The organism is Acinetobacter soli, from assembly GCF_000760595.1.
Classification (GTDB): Bacteria; Pseudomonadota; Gammaproteobacteria; order Pseudomonadales; family Moraxellaceae; genus Acinetobacter; species Acinetobacter soli.
Genome location: NZ_BBNM01000003.1, coordinates 51,750 through 73,124 on the forward strand (window position 1 = coordinate 51,750; position 21,375 = coordinate 73,124).

The 21,375-nt window shown below is 42.5% G+C and carries 16 protein-coding genes; 7 read left to right on the forward strand and 9 right to left on the reverse strand.

Annotation, left to right across the window (positions count from 1 at the left end):
* Positions 1 to 30: 30 nt before the first annotated feature.
* A complete protein-coding gene (locus Aso01_RS04720; RefSeq protein ID WP_025094265.1) occupies positions 31 to 414 on the forward strand; it encodes a DUF3144 domain-containing protein in 384 nt (127 codons plus the stop codon).
* 38 nt (positions 415 to 452) lie between these two features.
* Here Aso01_RS04720 and Aso01_RS04725 read toward each other — a convergent pair whose 3' ends face one another.
* The 4 genes from Aso01_RS04725 to Aso01_RS04740 all read right to left on the reverse strand — a co-directional run bounded on the left by Aso01_RS04725 (position 453) and on the right by Aso01_RS04740 (position 7,057).
* Positions 453 to 3,230 (reverse strand): M16 family metallopeptidase, encoded by a 2,778-nt coding sequence (locus Aso01_RS04725; RefSeq protein WP_004936387.1) that lies wholly within the window; start codon positions 3,228 to 3,230, stop codon positions 453 to 455.
* Between the two features lie 107 nt (positions 3,231 to 3,337).
* Positions 3,338 to 4,567 (reverse strand): voltage-gated chloride channel family protein, encoded by a 1,230-nt coding sequence (locus Aso01_RS04730; RefSeq protein ID WP_004936385.1) that lies wholly within the window; start codon positions 4,565 to 4,567, stop codon positions 3,338 to 3,340.
* 132 nt (positions 4,568 to 4,699) lie between these two features.
* On the reverse strand, positions 4,700 to 5,542 hold the full coding sequence (locus Aso01_RS04735; protein ID WP_004936383.1) for a PhzF family phenazine biosynthesis protein: 843 nt from the start codon (positions 5,540 to 5,542) through the stop codon (positions 4,700 to 4,702).
* Between the two features lie 126 nt (positions 5,543 to 5,668).
* Complete coding sequence (locus Aso01_RS04740; RefSeq protein ID WP_004936381.1) at positions 5,669 to 7,057, reverse strand: L-cystine transporter; 1,389 nt, start codon at positions 7,055 to 7,057, stop codon at positions 5,669 to 5,671.
* A gap of 715 nt (positions 7,058 to 7,772) precedes the next feature.
* On the opposite strand from Aso01_RS04740, the gene Aso01_RS04745 reads away from it, so the two are divergent.
* Both Aso01_RS04745 and uraH read left to right on the forward strand, forming a co-directional pair.
* Complete coding sequence (locus tag Aso01_RS04745; RefSeq protein WP_004936377.1) at positions 7,773 to 8,567, forward strand: rRNA large subunit pseudouridine synthase E; 795 nt, start codon at positions 7,773 to 7,775, stop codon at positions 8,565 to 8,567.
* Between the two features lie 113 nt (positions 8,568 to 8,680).
* Positions 8,681 to 9,079 carry a hydroxyisourate hydrolase gene (gene uraH, locus Aso01_RS04750; RefSeq protein WP_004936374.1) on the forward strand — a complete coding sequence of 133 codons (399 nt, stop codon included), beginning with the start codon at positions 8,681 to 8,683 and terminating at the stop codon, positions 9,077 to 9,079.
* A gap of 85 nt (positions 9,080 to 9,164) precedes the next feature.
* Here uraH and Aso01_RS04755 read toward each other — a convergent pair whose 3' ends face one another.
* Positions 9,165 to 11,399 (reverse strand): NADP-dependent isocitrate dehydrogenase, encoded by a 2,235-nt coding sequence (locus Aso01_RS04755; protein ID WP_004936372.1) that lies wholly within the window; start codon positions 11,397 to 11,399, stop codon positions 9,165 to 9,167.
* A gap of 340 nt (positions 11,400 to 11,739) precedes the next feature.
* Positions 11,740 to 13,452, reverse strand: a complete 1,713-nt coding sequence (locus tag Aso01_RS04760) for a M61 family metallopeptidase (RefSeq protein WP_004936368.1) — start codon at positions 13,450 to 13,452, stop codon at positions 11,740 to 11,742.
* A gap of 168 nt (positions 13,453 to 13,620) precedes the next feature.
* Here Aso01_RS04760 and Aso01_RS04765 point away from each other — a divergent pair, with 168 nt between their 5' ends.
* From Aso01_RS04765 to Aso01_RS04780, 4 genes are all read left to right on the forward strand, one after another.
* Positions 13,621 to 14,931, forward strand: coding sequence for a D-alanyl-D-alanine carboxypeptidase PBP6B (locus Aso01_RS04765; protein ID WP_004936366.1), 1,311 nt, complete (start codon positions 13,621 to 13,623; stop codon positions 14,929 to 14,931).
* A 272-nt stretch (positions 14,932 to 15,203) separates the two neighbouring features.
* Positions 15,204 to 15,686: an FKBP-type peptidyl-prolyl cis-trans isomerase gene (locus Aso01_RS04770; RefSeq protein ID WP_004936362.1), complete on the forward strand. Its 483-nt coding sequence runs from the start codon at positions 15,204 to 15,206 to the stop codon at positions 15,684 to 15,686.
* Between the two features lie 197 nt (positions 15,687 to 15,883).
* Positions 15,884 to 17,308: a deoxyribodipyrimidine photo-lyase gene (gene phrB, locus Aso01_RS04775; RefSeq protein WP_004936359.1), complete on the forward strand. Its 1,425-nt coding sequence runs from the start codon at positions 15,884 to 15,886 to the stop codon at positions 17,306 to 17,308.
* Between the two features lie 222 nt (positions 17,309 to 17,530).
* Positions 17,531 to 18,232: a VIT1/CCC1 transporter family protein gene (locus tag Aso01_RS04780; protein ID WP_004936356.1), complete on the forward strand. Its 702-nt coding sequence runs from the start codon at positions 17,531 to 17,533 to the stop codon at positions 18,230 to 18,232.
* A gap of 38 nt (positions 18,233 to 18,270) precedes the next feature.
* Here the strand turns inward: Aso01_RS04780 and Aso01_RS04785 are convergent, their stop codons facing one another.
* The 3 genes from Aso01_RS04785 to hutG all read right to left on the reverse strand — a co-directional run bounded on the left by Aso01_RS04785 (position 18,271) and on the right by hutG (position 21,368).
* Positions 18,271 to 19,050: a TIGR03915 family putative DNA repair protein gene (locus Aso01_RS04785; RefSeq protein ID WP_004936352.1), complete on the reverse strand. Its 780-nt coding sequence runs from the start codon at positions 19,048 to 19,050 to the stop codon at positions 18,271 to 18,273.
* A 2-nt stretch (positions 19,051 to 19,052) separates the two neighbouring features.
* Complete coding sequence (locus Aso01_RS04790; RefSeq protein ID WP_004936346.1) at positions 19,053 to 20,312, reverse strand: putative DNA modification/repair radical SAM protein; 1,260 nt, start codon at positions 20,310 to 20,312, stop codon at positions 19,053 to 19,055.
* 135 nt (positions 20,313 to 20,447) lie between these two features.
* Positions 20,448 to 21,368: a formimidoylglutamase gene (hutG, locus tag Aso01_RS04795; RefSeq protein WP_169740417.1), complete on the reverse strand. Its 921-nt coding sequence runs from the start codon at positions 21,366 to 21,368 to the stop codon at positions 20,448 to 20,450.
* Between the last annotated feature and the right edge of the window lie 7 nt (positions 21,369 to 21,375).

The window sequence follows — 21,375 nt, forward strand, 5'->3', positions numbered from 1 at the left end:
ATGTTTGCCTCATTTGTGTTGGAAAAAACCATGTCTCAAAAGATTAATGCCGCTGATATCACCGAAGAAGAGGCTTTAAATGCCGTATTTTTTGAGCGTGCGGATGAGTTCATTAAACTTGCCAATGAGTTCTGCCGCCCTAAAAAAGGTGAAAAGCCAGACCCTGCTGAGCTACGTGGCCAAGTCAGTGCCGCAATGTTATTTGCGACTGCGCGTTTTAATACTTGGGTTGCCGCAAATAACTTTAAAGATGGTGAAGAAATGCGTGAGGCCAAAGAGCAAATCATGACGTATCTGATGCAACAATTCCAAATGATGCTTGAAGATAACTTTGACGAATATTGTGAGCAGTTCGAAAATTACTTACGTTTTAGAAAAAACGAAGAGTTTCACACACACAAACACAATCATTAAAAAAAGCCCCAGATGGGGCTTTTTTGATACCGTTTAAATTAAGAGCGTTTAACTGACTGTGCTTGACCGTACTGGTCGGCCATCACTTCAACCAAATGATCGAGCTGGATGTATTTTTTAATCACACGATCTACATCTGCTTTGGTGATAGTGGCATACTCTTGATCACGTTTCAGGCGATCTTTTAAGGTCTTTTTATATTCCATTTGGCCATTGAGCATTCGGTGAATATTACGCTCATCCTCAAGTGAAGTGACGCGTTTTTTCATGATATTGGCTTTTGCTGCCGCAACTTCCTGATCTGTTACACCCCTTTGAATCATTTCTTGCAACACTTCATGAATTAGCGATGAAAGCTGATCGGCCTTGCCCGCTGTGTAGTTTGCGCTAATGCTCAATACGCCATTGTTCAGGTCTGGATCGAGATCCACATCACTTCCAAAGCCATATACCAAGGCATTTTTTTCACGTAAAGCAACGGCCAAGCGCGATGAAATTTGTGAATCACCCAATATCTGCGCTAAAACCAGCATTGCAGGTGCATCAGGGTGCTCTGTACCCACAGGGAATGTTAACAGTGCTTGGTAGTTACCAAATTCACGCTGCTCAGAGAGAGCATGCACTTTTTGCGCTGGATAAGCCGTGTATTCAGACATCAGTTTTTTATAAGGCTCTTGATTATTCCAGTTTGCAAAATTCTGATTTAGCGTCTGTTTCATGCGCACTGGATCGAAATCTCCAGTGACTGAAATACGTGCGTGATTCATAGCAAAAAAGCGATCATAAAGTGCTTTTACTTGCGCTTGAGTGGCTTTTGAAATTTCTGTTTTAGCCAATTCAGGTTCGAAATGGTAGCGTAAATCTCCAGGTTGATAGGTTTCAACCAAGCGCGCCATAGTGAGCGCAGCAACCGTTTCAGGCTCGGTATAAGGACGATCTAGACTGGCCAAACTTTGCGATTTAATCAGATCAAATTGTGATTGTTCAAACGACGGCTTTTTCATCATTTCAATTATAAATTGAAAGAAATCATTAAATTGATCTTTATTGGCCTGAATATTAATCACCATACCATTATCCGACATGGCGGCTGACGCACTACCACCAGCCTCAATCGATTTGTCTGCTACTTGCTGCAAGTTGTATTGTTCAGAACCACGTAGCAATAAGTAAGAAGTTAAATCAAGTATTGCACTTTTTCCAAAAAGAGATTGTTCTGTACCAAAATCGACCGACAATGTTGCGTAGGTTCGATCATCTCGGGTTTCAGTCGGAAACAGTGCGTACTGCATGCTGTTGCTGAGTTGACCCCGCACAATTTTCTTTTCGTTGCTTTCAATTTCTTGTTTTGAGCGCTGAGTAAACTGCTGAATTTCACGCTGATATTCTGAAATATCTTTGAGCGGTTCAGGTGCCTCAGTTTGCTGATCAAGCGTTTTTTTCACGCTTGAAGCGGCTTGCTGCGCCATGGCTTTTTTCTGGCTTTCAGGCGTAGGTTTGATGTCTCCCACCACACGATGTGAGGCTGTAAAAAACTCACGATATATCTGATTGACCGTGGTGGTATCCAGTTTTTTTACATCATCGACATCTTGGTAGTAGCGCCCCCAATCACCTCGCGTAGAAGCAATGTAGTCACTTAAACGCGACCCAAGTGCAATCGGATCTTTTTGAATCAGATCGATCTGGGTCTGCATCAGTTGCTTGACACGCTTGAGCTCAATATCATCAAATGGCTTAAACTGCTCCACTTGCTTGGCCAATGCCGACTCAACGGTCGTGGCATTTTGCGAAGGTGAATACACAGCACCTAAAAAGACCAAATTAAAATTTTGATCAAGCCATGTTGCAGCTTCCACATTGGTTGCGGTGCCCGTTTCGACAATACTTTTATAAAGACTGCCACTTGGCTGCATGGTATACAAAAGTGGTGCAAGGGCTAATGCAGGTTGTAATTTAGGCTCACTCTTGTTGCTATAAATATTATATTTAGCCAGATCACTGCCCTTCTCGACTAAAAATTGTCGCGGCTGGATTTTCGCTGGATCTAATGCTGGTACCTGAACAGGTGCGGGTACAGCCCGAGACGGTATTTGAGCAAAGTTTTTGTCGATGGTCTGAAGAATTGAAGATTTGTCAAACTTTCCCGAAATAACCATGAGAGCATTATTCGGTGCATACCATGTACGATAGAACTGCTCAAGTTCCTGCATATTGATGGATTTTAATTCAGGTAAATCTCCAATCGGCAAACGGCCCAGATACCGATTGCCGTAAAATGCCTTAAACATCTGATCAATCAACACTGCAAAAGGTTGATCTAAACGCACTTCACGTTCGCGCTTTACAATTTCGATCTCGGAGGGAACATACTTGTCTTGCAGCACCAGTTTGTTCATACGCTGCGATTCCAAGTACAACACCTGATCCAGCGCCTGCTGATCTGCACGTACAATATTGGTGTAACGTGTAGTGTAATACTCCGTACTCGCATTGGTGGAGAGCGTATACTGATCCAGACGGCGCTGAAAGGCTTCACCTTGAACATCTTGGGTGCCTTTAAATGCCAAATGCTCTAGCAGATGTGCCATCCCCCCTTTACCTTTAGGATCATTCAACGAACCCGTTAAGTAAATGGTGTTGATAAATACTTTATTTGCTTTTTCGTTAGGTGCCAAAACAACACGTAAGCCGTTATCAAGTTTATATTCTTCAATATTGTGTTGTGACTTCACTAAAACAGCTTGAGACCAACTGAGGGTACTAAAACCCAGTAAAACAAAAGAAAAACTAAGCTGTTTAAAGCGCGTTAACATAATTGTTCCAAAAATATCGTAATAAGAATCATTAAAAATCGACACTATACTAAAAAATGTCCCGCGCTATTCATAGTGATTTTTTGAAACAAAAGCCAGTGTATGGTTTAGTCATCGTGGAGCTTTAAATTAAGATGACGATACAAACCACAATTGCCTGAAAACAAATAGGCCAATAAGCAGGTAATCACGGCGTACTCGGCAATCGCAACACCAAAAAGTTCAATGGCTAAGATAATAGAAGTCAAGGGTGCTTTACTCGCCCCTGCAAATAAACTCACTAGCCCCAGCCCCGCCAAGAGCGAGATAGGTAGCGGTAAAAACTGCCCTAAAGCATTGCCCAATGTTGTGCCCACAAAAAACAACGGCGTGATTTCGCCACCTTTAAAACCAGAGCCCAAGGTGGTCGCGGTGAAAATCAGCTTGCCAATAAAATCGGTGACAGGCAACTCATGATAAAACGAAGCAATCATGCTATGCACGCCTAAACCGTTAAAGGTTTGCTGACCGACCATGAGCGTCATCAACATGATGAGAATTCCCCCCACCATGGGTCGAAATGGCATGAAGGTAATATGACGATTCAAACGCTGACTGACAAAATGAATCGAGGCAATAAAGATACGTGCAATAATGCCAAAAACCACACCTGCAACAATCAGGCTAATGATCACTTCGCTGGTGAGTTTTGGAAAACTCGCCACCACATAATACTGATGCGGGTGCACAATATGAAAAAACTCGGGCACCTGCGATGCAATCACTGCCGAAACAAAACACGGAAAAACTGCCGAATATCGCAGTTTTCCAAGCGAGGTAATTTCAAGCCCATAAATGGCACCTGCCAATGGCAAGCCGAAAATTGCGGCAAAGCCAGAGCCAATACTGGCAATCAGAAAGATCTTGCGATTGTCATGTGGTACTTTAAATACTTGGGTAAGATGATCGGTTAATGCACCGGAAAGCTGAACGGCAGGCGCCTCACGCCCAGCCGATCCACCGAAAATCTGGGTGAGGATGGCACTGACAAATATCAGTGGACTCATGCGCTTTGGAATAAAGGCTTTAGGCTGATGAATTTCATCGATGAGCAAGTGTGTGCCCTTTTCGATGGGCGTACCATAGTAATAAAACAGATAGCCCAACATCAGGCCAATAAAGGGTAAAAAATAAATCAACCACGGATAAACACCGCGAACTTTATTGGCCAGATCAAAGCACGCAAAAATCAGACTCGACGAAACCCCAGAGATGACCCCGATCAGGATCGAAACCACAATCCAATACCCGGTATATTGAATAATTTCACGATATTCCGACGATGGAAAAATTTTCATATCTCTCAGTGTGCAAGCCGATTTAAATACGCATGATGAATGCTCAGGTTCTGGACAAAAGTGTAACATCTTTTGTAGCTTTCACGCTTAATCTGAACTTAAATGCAGGCGAAAACTTGTAAAGTGAAACGCTTAAGTGTGCTGAGCATCGTCGAGTGTAATGTCACTTTGCATGTACAGCACTGCGTATCCAGAAATTTCAATGCGCTGGTCATCTAAAATTCGGCAATACAATGTTCCACCACGTGTCGATGCCTGATAAGCAACCAATTCCTGTTTCCCCAGACGCTCGGCCCAAAGCGGCGCTACGGCGGTGTGAATCGAACCGGTGACCGGATCTTCATCTATTCCAATGGCTGGCGCAAAGTAGCGTGATACACAATCGTATTGCTGTGTATCTGGTGCAGTGATGAGTAAATCCAGTGTGGCATCAGATGCCGTAATGGCCGTTCTGATTTTCCCAAGCGTTTTTAACTTTGAAAAATCTGGCACTTCATCGAGTACATCTTGCACGCTTTCATATTCCACAATATAAGCCTGTGCATTTTGATACACAGCCTTAAAAGGCTTTTGAAGCGCTTCATCTAAGATAGCCGGGTAATCGTCAAGTTTCTGCGCTGGTCGAACAGGAAAATTCATCTGAATCTTGCCATCTTGTGCTTGCGATACGATAAAAATGCCTAAATCTTTTACATGAAACTGGAGCGTTTTAGCTGTGGTGTAATCTTTAAATAATACAAAAGCACTGGCCAGCGTGGCATGCCCACAAAATGCAACTTCGCTGATTGGAGAAAACCAACGAATTTCAAAATTCTGATGATCCAAAACTTTTACAAAAGCAGTTTCAGACAAATTGTTTTCAAGTGCGATAGATTGCATGAGGCTGTCTGAAAGCCAGTCTTCTCGAATAATGACCGCAGCAGGATTTCCTTTAAAAAGATGCTGTGTAAATGCATCGACTTGGTACATTTTCATGAATATCGTCTCTTGTTCGTTTTAGTCTATTTTCGCAATTAGGAAGAAAAATAACAGATACAGTATTTTAAAAAAAACCAGCACAGAAAAAAGCTCTAGAACAATCTAGAGCTTTTTGAATTGAATTTAAGACTGATCGAGCATGACATCGTCACGATCAAATACATCTTTATCGGTCTGTTTTAAAATCTGACTGGTCACCATGCCGGCTGTCATTGAACCATTTACATTCAAGGCAGTACGCCCCATATCGATCAGCGGTTCAATCGAAACCAGCAGTGCCACCAGTGTTACAGGCAAGCCCATCGCTGGTAGCACAATTAAGGCAGCAAACGTTGCACCACCACCCACACCCGCCACTCCAATTGAACTGAGCGTGACTATACCCACCAAGGTTGCAATCCAAACTGGATCGAGCGTGTTAATGCCAACCGTTGGCGCCACCATAACTGCCAACATGGCTGGATACAAACCGGCACAACCATTTTGACCAATTGTGGCACCAAAAGAAGCAGAAAAACTCGCAATTGACTCTGGAACCCCCAAACGACGTGTCTGGGCCTCGATATTGAGCGGAATACTTGCAGCACTGGAACGGCTGGTAAAGGCAAAGGTTAAAACAGGTGCAACTTTCTTAAAGAATTTTGCTGGGGAAACACCCACAAACAATAACAAGATGGCATGCACCACAAACATGATGCCCAGCCCAAGATAAGAAGCAATTAAGAAACTCCCTAAATTGAGGATATCCGCAATGTTCGAACTGGCAACGACTTTGGTGATTAAGGCAAATACACCATAAGGTGTTAGCATCATGACCAAACGGACCAGTTTCATCACCCATGATTGTAAGATCTGAATTGCATGCAAAACACGTTCGCCTTTGGCTTGGTCATCGCGAATTAAATGAATAGCCGCAATACCCAAGAAGACTGCAAAAATCACCACACTAATAATTGAGGTCGGATTTGCACCTGTCAGCTCTGCAAATGGATTACTCGGAATAAAAGACAGTACCATTTGTGGCACAGTCAAATCGGTCAGTTTGCCCACATAATCGGTTTGAATTGCACTTAAGCGAGCCGTTTCGGCTGCACCCTGAACCAATCCTTGCGCAGACAAGCCAAATAAATTGGTGACCCCAACACCCACCAGTGCTGCAATCAAGGTTGTAAACAGCAAGGTTCCAATACTATAAAAACTAATCTTGCCCAGTGCAGATGCTTCATGCAACTTGGTGACTGCACCTAAAATTGAAACAAATACCAGCGGCATTACCACCATTTGCAGCAATTTTACATAACCATTGCCCACAATATTGAACCAGCTAATCGAATCTTTAAGAATGACATTTCCACCGCCATAGATCAGATGCAAACCCAGACCGAATACGACACCCAGCAGCAAACCTGCCAGTACTTTTTTTGCCAAACTCCAGTTGGTTTTTCTGGTTTGTGCAAGCAGCAGCAAAGCGGCGATAAAAACAAGAATATTGACGATTAGAGGCCAATTCATTCCTCTACTCCTAATTTAATTTAAAACGTTTAACTTCAACTATTTGACCATAGCGTGAATCTACCACGCCAGTTTTTTTATTCAATCAAAGCCGCATAGTATGGAGAATATTTTCAATTATCTGATATAAATTATTATGTTATCTATATAATTTTTATTTAGATATTTAAACTCCACCCTGTTTAATTCTTCATCGAGATTATATTACGGATTGATCTTAAGACGTATACTATGTGGTTTTTTTACCCAATTCCATCTGTAAATCTTTAATGTTATGGCATCGATGTGGTTGCTAGATAGCAATTGCGTCAGGCACACGCTATAATCTTGGTCATGAAGCAAAACACCTACGCGCCAAGGATTGATCGCCTTATCATCCATGTATTGGTTTTGAGCTCACTACATCGGTTGGTTACCCTATGTCAGTTGAATCATCTAATACCCCGCAAAGGTTGAAGCCAGCGAACGGTCTCGATTAATATTTAAGCAAATCTAGGGTTATACGCAAATCATCAGTCGCGTATGCTCAACTCGATTTGTATTCTCCTCTGCCACAGGTCATACAAAAAGATCGACATGGGGCTGAGTTATTTAGATCACTCCCTTAAACGATGTCATGAAGCCATGGGCTGAGTGCTTAAATCATCCGCATCGAGCGATCAAGTTTAAGTCTCCCTCACCTTTTTCACATCAAAAGATTTAAGCAGTAAATTTTATGAAAATAGTTGTATTTAACAAACCATATGATGTGTTGTCGCAGTTTCGAGAAGACAGTAAGCATCCGACCGTATCAAGTTTTATCAATGATCCAGATTTACGAATTGCAGGACGTCTAGACCTCGATTCCGAAGGTCTGATGTTTTTGACCGATCATGGTGGTTTAAACCAATACATTACTCATCCAAACAATAAAAAGTACAAAACTTATTTGGTTCAGGTAGATGGTGATATTACCGAAGAAGCACTCGAACAGCTGCGCAAGGGTGTTGAACTGGCTGATGGCATGACCCTTCCGGCGAAAGCCATTAAAGTCTCTGAGCCTGAATGGCTCTGGGAACGTCACCCGCCAGTGCGTTATCGTGCCAGTATTCCGACCTCTTGGGTAGAAATCCAGATTTGTGAAGGCCGCAACCGACAGGTTCGTCGCATGACCTCAACAGTAGGCTTCCCGACTTTACGCCTCATTCGAACCAAAATTGGCTCAATTGATCTTGAGCGCTTGGGGCTACAACCGGGTGAGCAAAAGGAAATTGAACCGTTACTTTATCCAGACTTTAAAGATGTCCCTGAAGACAAGCCATTTCGCTCGCGTTCTTATGTGAAAAAGCCGGGTGGCACAGGAGGCAAGCCGCTGCATCAAAAAAATAAAGACGGCGACAAAAAAGATCCAGCGAAAAAGAAATCAGGTACCACTCGTATTTGGCAAATGGACGAAAGTGAAAAGCCACGTCGTAAGACCAACGGCACCACAAGACCCAACACCAAGAGTCGTGGCCGCCGAGCGCGTTAATCTGCTAAAAAAACAGGATGCTTCGGCATCCTTTTTTTATGATGTTACATTTTTTACTACACGAATTTATGCCGAATCGATACCATAACCATTTGAATATTGAGATCAATCAGATGATAAAAAAGCTGCTTCCTCTCATTGGACTTGGTTTTTCGGGATTTGTTTTTGCACAAAACCCATTAAGTGTGCATGTATTAAATTTAGATACCGGTCTACCATCGGCACACGTGAATGTGGTGCTAGAAGCACAGCAAAATGACAAATGGGTCGAAATCAACTCAGGCTCGACCGACGATAACGGTCGGATCGAGGCACTGTATCCGGAAAATAAAACCCTCGATAAAGGCGTATATCGGGTCACCTTCAAAACAGGTGAATGGTTTCGCCAAAAAAATCAGCGTAGTTTTTTTCCAGAGGTGCCCGTGGTCTTTGTCATCGATGGTTCTTTGCCGCATTATCACATTCCACTGTTAATCAGCCCTTACGGTTACTCGACGTATCGGGGTAACTGAGTACAAGAAAAGCAATCTTTTTAAAATTTGAACAGATAAAAAAAACCGATGCCTAGGCATCGGTTTTTTTTAGTTTTTAAGTGTTTTAAGCCAGTGTTGAAAGCGCAGAATTAAAGGTCTCGCTTGGACGCATTAATGCATTCACTTTAGCTGGATCAATCGCGTAATAGCCACCAATATCTACTGACTTGCCTTGTACTTCTGAAAGCTCAGCCACGATTTTGTCTTCGTTTTCACTTAATAGTTTTGCAAGTGGTTCGAACTTGGCTTTGAGTTCAGCATCTTCGTCTTGTGCAGCAAGTGCTTGTGCCCAGTATAAAGATAAGTAGAAATGACTGCCACGGTTATCAATTTCACCTGTGCGGCGCGATGGAGACTTGCCGTTATCGAGTAATTTACCCGTTGCTTGGTCAAGTGTCTTGGCAAGAAGTTTAGCGCGCGCATTGTCTTCTTTAATGCCCAACTCTTCAAGTGACACTGCCAACGCCAAGAACTCACCCAGTGAATCCCAACGCAAGTGGTTTTCTTCTACCAACTGCTGTACGTGTTTCGGTGCAGAACCACCCGCACCTGTTTCGTACATGCCGCCACCGGCCATTAACGGCACAATTGAAAGCATTTTTGCAGAAGTACCCAATTCCATAATCGGGAACAAATCGGTGAGATAGTCACGCAAGATGTTACCAGTGACCGAAATAGTATCTAGACCGCGAACAACGCGCTCAAGCGTATAACGCATTGCACGCACTTGCGACATGATTTGGATATCCAAACCTTCTGTGTCGTGTTCTTTCAAATACTTTTGAACTTTTTTGATCAGTTCATTTTCGTGTGGACGGTACGGGTCGAGCCAGAAAATCGCAGGCATGCCTGAGTTGCGTGCACGTGTAACAGCAAGTTTTACCCAGTCACGAATCGGTTCATCTTTTACCTGACACATACGCCAGATATCGCCTTCTTCAACGTTTTGCGTCAACAATACTTCACCCGTTTCAAGATCGGTAATGTTGGCAATACCCGCTTCAGGGATTTCAAAAGTTTTGTCGTGCGAACCGTATTCTTCAGCTTTTTGAGCCATCAAACCAACGTTAGGAACTGTTCCCATGGTTTTCGGATCAAAATTACCGTGCCATTTACAGAAATTAATCATTTCTTGGTAAATACGCGCAAATGTTGATTCAGGCATAACGGCTTTCGCATCGTATTGCTTGCCATCAGCACCCCACATTTTACCGCCTGCACGAATCATGGCTGGCATAGATGCATCGACAATGATGTCGTTTGGAGAATGGAAGTTGGTGATGCCTTTTGCAGAATCCACCATTGCCAATGCTGGACGGTGTTCTTGACATGCATGAAGATCTTCAATGATTTCTTCACGTAGCGATGTTGGCAATGTTTCGATTTTTTCGTAAAGACCTGCCATGCCGTTATTGACATTAATGCCAAGCTCATCGAACAGCTTGCCATGTTTTTCAAAAGCGTCTTTGTAGTAAATTTTCACACAGTGACCAAACACGATTGGGTGAGACACCTTCATCATGGTTGCTTTTACGTGTAAAGAGAACAAAATGCCTGCTTCGCGGCAATCATCGAGCTGCTTTTCATAGAAATCGCACAGCGCTTTTTTGCTCATAAACATTGAGTCGATGATTTCACCGTCTTTCAACGCTACTTTTGGTTTGAGTACAATCGTTTCGCCACGATTGGTGATCAACTCCATTTTAACGTTGCGCGCACGGTCAAGTGTCATCGATTTTTCGCCATGGTAGAAGTCACCTTCTTCCATATGCGAAACATGAGTTTGCGACCATTGCTTCCACTCACTCATTGAGTGTGGATGTTTTTTCGCATAATTTTTTACAGCTGCAGGTGCACGGCGGTCTGAGTTACCTTCACGAAGTACAGGATTTACTGCTGAACCTAAGCATTTGCCATAGCGTGCCTTGATTTCTTTTTCTTCTTCAGTTGTTGGATTCTCAGGATAGTTTGGAATCGCAAAACCTTTAGATTGAAGCTCTTTAATACATGCAGTGAGCTGTGCTACAGAGGCACTGATGTTTGGCAATTTGATGATATTGGTGTCTGGATCTTGAGTTAAACGACCCAACTCAGCCAAGTTGTTTGGAACTTTTTGCTCATCACTTAAATAATCAGAGAATTCTGCAAGAACGCGAGAAGCTACAGAAATATCACTTTTTGCAATTTCTATGCCTGCAGGCTTAGTAAAAGTCTCAATGATCGGCAGCAGTGAGTAAGTCGCTAATAGCGGCGCCTCGTCGGTCAGTGTGTAAATGATTGTTGACTTTCCACCAGCCATATATATCTCCTGCTTTGGATTGAGTTTTTTTAGGAGCGATGATCAAGATTCACTCCCTGAAACCGATTAGCTTAATAAAAACCCTGAGAGTATCCGCTGTCACGACTGTTCAGTCAACGTCATATCTAGTGATATCCACATTTCGAAAAAAAATAGTGTTCGACTATCAGATTTTGGATCGGTTCAATTGCACATATTGAGAAATTTAACTGTTTTAAACTCTTATTTTTCATATTTTTTACGGGCTGTTGTCATGATATGCATATGCTCGCAACAAAAAACACACCCAAATAAAAACCAGTGATTGTCACCAGTTTTTATTTGTTTATCTTTTATAAGCTTATGGCGCAGTGAATTTTAACCATTTATCCAGTTTATTTTGATCTTCAACAGTTAACTGAACTTCCTGTAGTTCAAGCGCATCGGCACCTATTGTAAAAGTCATAAGCTCATCTCGACGAAACGCATGTACAACATATTCACCCGATGCCTTGGCATAACGTGCCAATAGCTTTTCAGTCGCTTTTAAACCATCAATCGCAACAATCACATCTTGCGCAGAAAGGCCTGCTTTGGCTGCACTAGCACTACGGTTCACCTGTTGTACCAACACACCTTCTGGTTTGTCAGCCAACTTCATACCAAATGGTAATTGTTTGTCGCGCTGAATGCTGTAGTTCAGACCAAATTCTGGTAAAAGCTGATCGAGTGGCAATTCATCTGTGGTATTGATTAAATGATTAATCTGCTCAAGCCAGTTATCACCAGTTAACTGTTCACACAATTCAAAAATGGTCCGCTCATTCACCTGAACACCATTTTGTGTATTGGCATACATTTTTTGTAGCAGTGCATCGAGGTTCGATCCACGTAAGCGCAGGCCTAAATCGAGACAAAGTGCAACCAAGCAGCCCTTGTTGTAATAACTGGTACCGGCATTGTTGGAGTTTTCATCTGGACGATAAAACTTGATCCATGCATCAAAACTTGACTCTGCCACAGTCTGAACAAATCTTCCCGGATTTTGTAAATAGCGGTCGATCTGTGCTTTGAGTAATTTTAAATACGATGCCTGTGAAATGACGCCACTTCTGAGCAGGACCAGATCATCGTAATACGATGTAAAGCCTTCAAAAATCCAGAGCAACGACGTATAACCTTCCTGATGCAAATTATACTGGGCAAAAGTTTCTGGTCGGATAAATTTGACCAGCCACGAATGAAAATACTCATGACTGCACAAGCCCAAAAAGCGCTGGTAATCTTCAGACGGTTCTTCTGCTTCATTCGGCTGTGGCAAATCGGTACGCGGAATAATTAAACTGGTACTGTTACAGTGCTCAAGACCACCATAACTATTGCCAGTGGCCATAGTCATAAAGGTGTAATCTTTAAAAGGTGCCGAGCCAAAAATTGCAATTTCAGTCTGACAGATTTTCTCTAAATCTGCTTTTAGGCGCTCGACATTGGTATTGTGTTGACCAGAAATCACCATTTTATGCTGAATTCCTGCTGCTTCAAATTCAAAGCGCGTCTGTTCAGCCAATTCAAATGGACTATCGATTAACTGATCATAATTTTCGGCTTTGAGTGTAAAGCGCCCTCTCACCAAGCTTTTTGCAGGTAAACCCGTAGCCAACTGAAAGTGTTTGAGCTCATCTGGTAGAAAAAGCTCAACTTCACATGGTTTTTCTTCTTGATTAGAAAGCCCCATACACACACAAGCTGGATTGACGTATAAACGGGTCTGATCAACATAGGCCCCACGCACCGACAGATCAAAAGCATAAACATCATATTCAACCGTGATGAGCTCGTGATCGTTGTTAAAGAGCCTCCAGCGGTTTTTTTGCTCTTTTTTAATTTGTAAAATACGACCCGCTTCATCGTATGCACGAACCGACTCAACATGTTTGGCAAACTCACGAATCAGGTAACTGCCCGGAATCCAGGTTGGAAGCCATAACTCCTGATTGGGGTCTGCAAGAAAACGTAAGGTGACATGAACGAGATGCTGACGATAGTCGTCAAATTCGATTTGATAATGCAACATAGTTCTACATAAGAATTAGCAAGATGATCTTAGCTTAGCATTTTTTTACAAAGTCTTGCGTAGTTGTCTTATTTGTCTGCAAAAGTCACTAGCCTTGAACCCAAAAAAGGCATAGCATGCGTGTGTTTTGGCATTTCCTGCTAGAGGATGGCAACCTAAGGTGAACACGTGCGACTGATACTGACCATTATTTCTTTATTTAGCCTTTTATGTGCATCTGTTGCACATGCAAATTTGCTTAATATTGCACCCGAGAGTGTTGAGGCAGAAGCATGGAGTATTGTGGATGCGCAATCTGGTCAAATCATTGCCGAGCACAACAGCCATGTACAACGGGCACCAGCATCCTTAACCAAAATGATGGTGGCTTACATTACCTTAAAAGAGCTAAAAGCAGGAAAGCTCCACAAAAATGACATTCTCACGGCAACACCTGTGGTCAATATGGTGATGTGGGATGAATCACAAATGTATCTCAAGCCGGGTGAGCAGATTTCAATCGATCAATTGCTTGCCGGTTTAATTGTGATGTCAGCCAACGATGCTGCGGTCAGTCTAGGTGAAAAAATTTCAGGTAACGTCCCCAACTTTGTGGCACGTATGAATCAAGAAGCACGCGCACTGGGAATGAAAGATACTCATTTTTCCAACCCGGCGGGTGTCACCATGACCGACCACTATTCTACATCGCATGATTTGAGCCTGCTTGCACAGGCAATTGTCAAAGAAACACCCGATTATCTAAATTACTCGAAACTTCCAAGCTTTCGCTATCAGCAGCGCTTTCATCGTGCGACCAATTTGGCGCTTAAAATGGACCCTACTGCTGACGGCCTAAAAACAGGTTACACCAAAGCTGCTGGATTTAACTTGGCGTTAACTGCGAAGCGCCCAACCATGAATGTCGATTTGCCTGAACGTCGACTGATCGTGGTGGTACTCGGCACTAAAAATGCATTTAAACGTGCCGAAGTGGCCAACAAACTCATGAATTTGGCCTACGCCTATACCCGTGATGAAGAAGTGATCAAAAACAAGCAATTGATTGCTGAGCTGCCTGTTGTGAAATCCACCTTAAAAATGTTTAAGGTCGAAACACATACGCCAACCATTGTGACTACATCGCTTTACAATCTGGCACAGCCAATTGATCTCAACAACTTTGATAACATTTCTCAGCGTTTGTTTACGCCAATGGCCAACGGTCAAAAGCAATGGATTGAACCCTTACAAACCACCAATACGCGTATTAATGTAGAACTGAATGAACAACAGTTGACCGCGCCTTTAATGAAAGCAATCAATTTGGCTACGGTTCAGATTTATCAAAACAACCAATTGATTCACAGCATTCAGATTAACGATACAGTGCATATCGAAGAAGCAAATTTCTTTGAACGTTTCTTTATGTGGGTAAAGGGTTTGTTTAATCTGTTTGGGCATGACCAGCAAACAGCAAAGCTGTATCCGCTGCACTAAGTTGTAATCGTCAGATATATTCAGGCAGCTTCGGCTGCCTTTATTTTTGCAAAAACCTCAATAAAAATGCCATTTTCAACTCAAATTAAGACATTTTGAGCAGAAAACTCAATAAAATTTGATAAATCGCATTGAAAAGCTAAAAATCGTCTCCAACTAAGAAAAAATGAACGCTTAAATGTGAAATTTGTGAGATTTTGCGATTTTTAATCTACAAATCTGCTTTTTCACTTTATGATGTGAACTTAAATTGATTGAATGGATCAACAAACATGACTGCTATTGCAAATAACCACGTGGTTTCATTCCACTACAAATTAACGAATGCTGAAGGTGAAACCCTTGACCAATCTCAAGGCGAACCACTTGCCTATTTGCACGGTGCAGGTAACATCATCCCAGGTTTGGAAAATGCACTTGTAGGTAAAGCTGTTGGTGATAAATTTACAGTGAATGTTCCAGCAGCTGAAGGTTATGGCGAGTACAATCCTGATCTCGTTCAAGAAGTTCCAGCTCAAATGTTCCAAGGTGTTGAAAACATTCAACCGGGCATGCAGTTCCAAGCGCAAACTGATGACGGCGTTCAGATCGTTACAGTTAAAGCTGTTGAAGGTGACAACATTGTTGTTGATGCCAACTTCCCGCTTGCTGGTCAAGATTTAACGTTTGAAGTTGAAATCGTTGAAATTCGTGATGCAACTCAAGAAGAGTTAGATCACGGACACGTTCACGGTGTAGGTGGTCACCACCACTAAGCTGGAAATATCCAGTATAAAAGGTAAGGCTTCGGTCTTACCTTTTTTTATGCATCCAACACACAAAAATGATAAAAATAGAGCATGAACTAAAATTAAACAGCATTTCACATCTCGCTCACTTTTTTACTTATAAGATTAAAGACAATTCGCTTTCACACACTTTATAAATTTAAACACTTTAAATAGGTCTACAGATGAATCAATTGATCTGGTTTCGAAATGATCTTCGGTTAAACGATCAATCTGCGCTATGGCATGCAACACAGGCCGGTACAACGCTTGCATTGGTTATTTTCTCTCCTGAACAATGGCAACGTCATGATGATGCGCCGATAAAAATCGATTTTTATTTACGTCAACTTGCACAGCTTAAAGACGATTTAACAGCACTCAATATTCCGCTGATTGTACGCACCATTCCATTATGGAAAGATATTCCAGATGAGCTAGTCAAGCTGGTAGAGTACTACAAGATTGAAAATGTTTATGCCAATGTCGAAGTAGGCATTAACGAACTTGAGCGGGATCATCAGGCTCAAACAGCACTCCATGCCATTCAAAAAGATTTAAAACTATATCAAGATAAAACCCTATTCACTTTAGGCAGTATTCGTAATAAAAGTGATGCGCCTTATCAGGTGTATACACCATTTAAGAAAAACTGCTACGAACTGCTCAATATCAGTCTTCCTCAATGCTTCCCGCAACCCGAAGCTCAGTCGAATGTACCAAAAATCAAAGCAGATGACTCAAAACTTCCCTCCATGACGGACTTGGGTTATGACGAAATCGATAAAAAAACCCAAGCCCTCTGGCCTGTCGGTGAAAAAGCAGCGCATAAGCGTCTTGAAGCGTTTATAAAAGATAAAATCAATCACTATCACGAGCTGCGTGACTATCCGGCCGCTGAAGGAACCAGTTGTATTTCACCGTATTTGACCATTGGTCTGGTTTCTATTCGTCAGTGTGTACAGGCAATTTTTGTAAAACATCAGGGCCAGTTTTTATTAGAAAATAAAGGTCAGGAAGTTTGGCTCAATGAATTACTCTGGCGCGAGTTTTATCAGCAACTCATGTTTGACTTTCCAAAGCTGTCGCGCCATCAGCCCTTTCAAGATCAAACCAAAACCATTCCATGGAAAGACAATGACGCGCATTTTAAAGCATGGACACAAGGTCAAACCGGCATTCCGATTGTCGATGCCGCCATGCGTCAGCTCAAGGCAACAGGCTGGATGCATAACCGTGTCCGTATGATTTGTGCCATGTTTCTGACCAAAAACCTACTGATCGATTGGCGTAAAGGCGAACAATGGTTTATGCAACATTTGATCGATGGTGATTTTGCGGCCAATAATGGCGGCTGGCAATGGAGTGCTTCGACGGGCACCGATGCCGCACCCTATTTCCGTATTTTTAATCCAGTCAGCCAATCGGAAAAATTCGATCCAGACGGGAAATTTCTTAGAGAATGGCTCCCCGAACTCAAACATTTGGATAATACTCAAATCCATGAGCCATACGCGAGTAAACAAATCTCAAAGCTCAACTATCCAAAACCGATTGTCGATTTAAAAGCCAGTCGTACAGAGGCGATTGAAGTATTTAAAAATAATTAACTCATCTGTTGGCTTTCAGAAGGCTATTTATGTTTTTCTGGAAGCTTTCCCCCATTCAAATCTGAACTCAAGTCATGCCATAAAATAAAATAGAAAAAACAGCTGACTTGCTATATTGTGATAACGTTTAATAAAAATATGCGTTTGTTTTATTTTGAATAAGTAAAAACTAAGAATAAACCGTTTTACTCATCTCATCGATTTATGTATTCAGGTAAGCCTATGACCTACTCGCATCATGCAGAAGATCACTATATTCATCGTACCGGTTGGCTACGTGCCTCTGTGCTGGGGGCGAACGACGGGATTATTTCAGTGACCAGCTTAGTCATGGGAATGGCCGCGAGTGGTGCAAGCTCGCATACCTTGTTTATTGCTTGTCTGGCCGGTTTGATATCGGGTGCAACGTCCATGGCCGCAGGTGAGTATGTCTCGGTTCAGTCGCAAAAGGACATTGAGCATGCCGATTTGAAGTTTGAGGCAAGAGAGCTTGAAAAGAATCCTCATCTTGAATTAGAAGAGTTAACCATTATTTATATGCGCCGCGGCTTAAGCCCAGAATTGGCCAAAGAAGTTGCCATTCAGTTAACCGAGAAAGATGCACTTGAAGCACATGCGCGCGATGAAATTGGTATTATTGAGCAAACAGCGGCACGTCCTATTCAAGCCGCGTTTTCATCGGCTTTGTCTTTTTCATTGGGCGCACTTTGCCCGATGCTGGCTATTTTGCTGAGTCCTGAACATTTGGTGTCGATCGTGGTGTTGATTGTCGGCGTATGCTCTTTGGCAATCATGGGGGCACTGTCGAGTTATTTTGCCGGTACAGCACTATGGAAAGGCAGCTTACGGATTACACTTTGGGGCATTTTGGCGATGGCCTTTTCAAGCTGGGTTGGGTCATTTTTTCAGGTCGGACCAATTTAATCTTGAGCTGCAAATGATCAATCAGGCCTCAAGCAACATTAGATGATCTTTTCATTCATATATCGCCAGTAACGCTTTGGCACATACTGAATATGCAATTTAATGTTTTTACGGGCCTGAATATTGACGCTGTTGAAGTAGTCTTTCCAGAGCTGATCGTAGAGCATCTCCTGCTCATCCAGTTCAAGGTCAAAATTCTGACTAAAGCCATTGTCGATATTTTTATCGATGGTACTCGCATTGAGTTCGACTTGATGAATGGTATTTAAATCGTAATAAATACCGTAGTGGCGTTTTTCATCGTAAATCAGCCACTCTTGATCTTGGTAACGGGCCTTAAAATGTCGTTGAATCAACGGCAATACATTAAAATCTGGACGAACCAAACTGATAAAAAGTCCTTCTTTGGTTTTTTTAAACCGTACAAATGCTTCCATACGATGTTTTTCACGTCCCACTTGCTTGGTCCACTGTGCAACACCTAACACATCTGGATTGCCATAATTTTTTTCAATCGAAATATGGCTTTGAAAGACATAGACAGCAAAATTGAACAAATGCTGATAAGCCGGCAGTTGCTCAGACAAATAGCTATAATAAAAGCGTTTCAGGCCTTCATTTGAGAGTTTTTGATTTAAACCTTCCCAAACGCGTTTGGCCTGTGCCTCATGGCTCGCAATCTCAATTGTTTCGGCAAGCAACGAATCTTGAGCCTGATGTTCAAGTGCCAACGTCACATCAAACTCTTTAAACTGAAATGCACGAAAGATACAGCATAAAAGCCCGGTCATTGTGCCATCAAACTGATATATCACCATCGCTAAAAGCCAAACCCCAACTGCGGTGATAATTGTTTGGTGTACTTAGATTGACCCGACTGCAGAATTTGCTGGCGAACCTGTGTCGGATGTAGCTCTTTTTTATAGGCTGGCGTGTCGATACAAAACATAAAATGCTGCGCGCGGCTGTAGGCCACACCCATTTTTTTAAGTTGGTCGGTACGTAGTGGACCAAAACGACGCGCCTGAATAATTTTTTTGGCCGAACGTACCCCAATGCCCGGAATTCGTAGGATCATTTGATAGTCTGCTCGATTGATATCGACAGGAAAATATTCGGGATGTCGAAGTGCCCAGCTTAACTTTGGATCGACCTCCAAATCCAGATTAGGAAACTGCGGATTGACAATCTCATTGGCAGCAAAGCCATAAAAGCGCATCAGCCAATCAGACTGATACAAACGATTTTCACGTAATAACGGGGGTGCAGAACCAATCGCTGGCAAAGCCTTGTCTTGATCATTAATTGGGATATAACCTGAGTAGTAAACCCGTTTAAGCTTGTAATCTTTATAATGCTGATCGGCCATCATCATGACATCATAATCGGTCTCATTTGAGGCACCTACCACCATTTGTGTAGTTTGACCCGCAGGCACAAATTTTGGCACAGAGCGAATCAGCTTGCGCTCATCTTTAAACTGAATTAAGCGGTCTCGAACAATACCTAAATCTTTTTGTACTTCGGCGTGGCTTTTCTCAGGTGCAAATTGTTTCAAACCTGCTTCGGTCGGCATTTCAAGATTAATACTCATACGGTCGGCATAAAGCCCCGCCTCGGTAATCAGCTCTGGTGAAGCACCCGGAATGGTTTTTAAATGAATATAGCCGTTGAAATTTTCTTCCAAACGTAATTTTTTGACCACTTGAAGCATTCGCTCCATGGTGTAATCGGCAGACTTGAAAATTCCTGAACTTAAAAATAATCCTTCTATATAATTACGACGATAAAAATTAATAGTCAGATCGACCACTTCTTGCACCGTAAATGCAGCTCGTTTGACATCATTTGAACGTCTAGATACGCAATAAGAGCAGTCATAAATACACACATTGCTAAATAGAATTTTAAGGAGCGAGACACAGCGGCCGTCTTCGGTATAGCTATGACAAATACCCGATCCGGTATTTCCCAACCCTTTATCTTTGTTTTTTCGATCACTGCCGCTTGATGAACATGAAACGTCATACTTGGCTGCATCTGCAAGAATTTGCAGCTTTTCACGAATACGATCTGTCATGCATGTCTACCTGATCTGCGATTGCCCATAGCGCTATTATAAAAAATCGCCGGTCAGTGTAGACATGCATTTGATGTATTTACGACACCAGATGTCGCGTTAAATGTAAACAACTTTGCGTTGCAGCAAACCGCCTCAATCTGTCATGTACAGATAAATAATATACGCCGCAAGCTTCGCTGTCCGATGATCGAGATCAAAATTTGGATTACATTCTGCAACGTCCAAAACTTTTACTTTTCCGCTTGCCTTGATGCGTTGCAGCAGAGGTTCAAAAATAGCCAGATCGATTCCTTTAACGGCCGGTGCACTTACGCCCGGAGCGATGCTGGCATGAAAAACATCGAGATCAATCGTGATATAAAGCTCATCTACACGCGCTATAAAGGTATCTATTTTTCGCAATACCGCATCAAGATTGCTGCTATTTAGCTCATGATCGAACAAATAGTCGCAATGAAGCCGCTCGGCTGTTTCAAATAAGGCTTGAGTATTTGAATGTTTGGCAACGCCTAAGCATAAATAATGAAACTCTTGACCATGTTTTGCAGATAGCATTGCGGCATCGTAAAAAGGCGTACCTGATGTGACTTGAGTGACTTCACGCAAATCAAAGTGAGCATCGAAGTTAATGACGCCAACTTTTTTATTTAAATCTTGATTTAAGACATGCCGAAATAACCCAGAAAAACTTCCAAAAGCCACCTCGTGACCGCCACCGAGTACCACAGGTTTACTGCCCTGTTGCAAACATGCATCTACTGCTGTCGCAAGTTGCTCCTGCGCAGCTTCAAGTGCAGCATCTTCACAGTAAATCGTGCCCCAATCTGAAATCGAAATACTTTGATGAACCGGCAAATTACTGAACTGAGTTCGAATTGCATCTGGCGCAAGCGACGCTCCCATCCGGCCATGATTTCGTCGTACACCTTCATCGGATGCAAACCCGATCAGCGTATACGTAGCCGTCGTGCTTTGCCCCACAAGATGGTGAAAGCGTAAATGCGCTGTGCCATCACCATCGTGACGCCCTTTCCACTGAAAGCTTGGGTGAATTGTCATT

Bases quoted from the DNA above. Each gene is read 5' to 3' on its own strand.
- Aso01_RS04720 (WP_025094265.1), top strand. From the start codon at position 31: ATGTCTCAAAAGATTAATGCCGCTGATATCACCGAAGAAGAGGCTTTA.
- Aso01_RS04725 (WP_004936387.1), bottom strand. From the start codon at position 3,230: ATGTTAACGCGCTTTAAACAGCTTAGTTTTTCTTTTGTTTTACTGGGT.
- Aso01_RS04730 (WP_004936385.1), bottom strand. From the start codon at position 4,567: ATGAAAATTTTTCCATCGTCGGAATATCGTGAAATTATTCAATATACC.
- Aso01_RS04735 (WP_004936383.1), bottom strand. From the start codon at position 5,542: ATGAAAATGTACCAAGTCGATGCATTTACACAGCATCTTTTTAAAGGA.
- Aso01_RS04740 (WP_004936381.1), bottom strand. From the start codon at position 7,057: ATGAATTGGCCTCTAATCGTCAATATTCTTGTTTTTATCGCCGCTTTG.
- Aso01_RS04745 (WP_004936377.1), top strand. From the start codon at position 7,773: ATGAAAATAGTTGTATTTAACAAACCATATGATGTGTTGTCGCAGTTT.
- uraH (WP_004936374.1), top strand. From the start codon at position 8,681: ATGATAAAAAAGCTGCTTCCTCTCATTGGACTTGGTTTTTCGGGATTT.
- Aso01_RS04755 (WP_004936372.1), bottom strand. From the start codon at position 11,399: ATGGCTGGTGGAAAGTCAACAATCATTTACACACTGACCGACGAGGCG.
- Aso01_RS04760 (WP_004936368.1), bottom strand. From the start codon at position 13,452: ATGTTGCATTATCAAATCGAATTTGACGACTATCGTCAGCATCTCGTT.
- Aso01_RS04770 (WP_004936362.1), top strand. From the start codon at position 15,204: ATGACTGCTATTGCAAATAACCACGTGGTTTCATTCCACTACAAATTA.
- phrB (WP_004936359.1), top strand. From the start codon at position 15,884: ATGAATCAATTGATCTGGTTTCGAAATGATCTTCGGTTAAACGATCAA.
- Aso01_RS04780 (WP_004936356.1), top strand. From the start codon at position 17,531: ATGACCTACTCGCATCATGCAGAAGATCACTATATTCATCGTACCGGT.
- Aso01_RS04785 (WP_004936352.1), bottom strand. From the start codon at position 19,050: ATGGTGATATATCAGTTTGATGGCACAATGACCGGGCTTTTATGCTGT.
- Aso01_RS04790 (WP_004936346.1), bottom strand. From the start codon at position 20,312: ATGACAGATCGTATTCGTGAAAAGCTGCAAATTCTTGCAGATGCAGCC.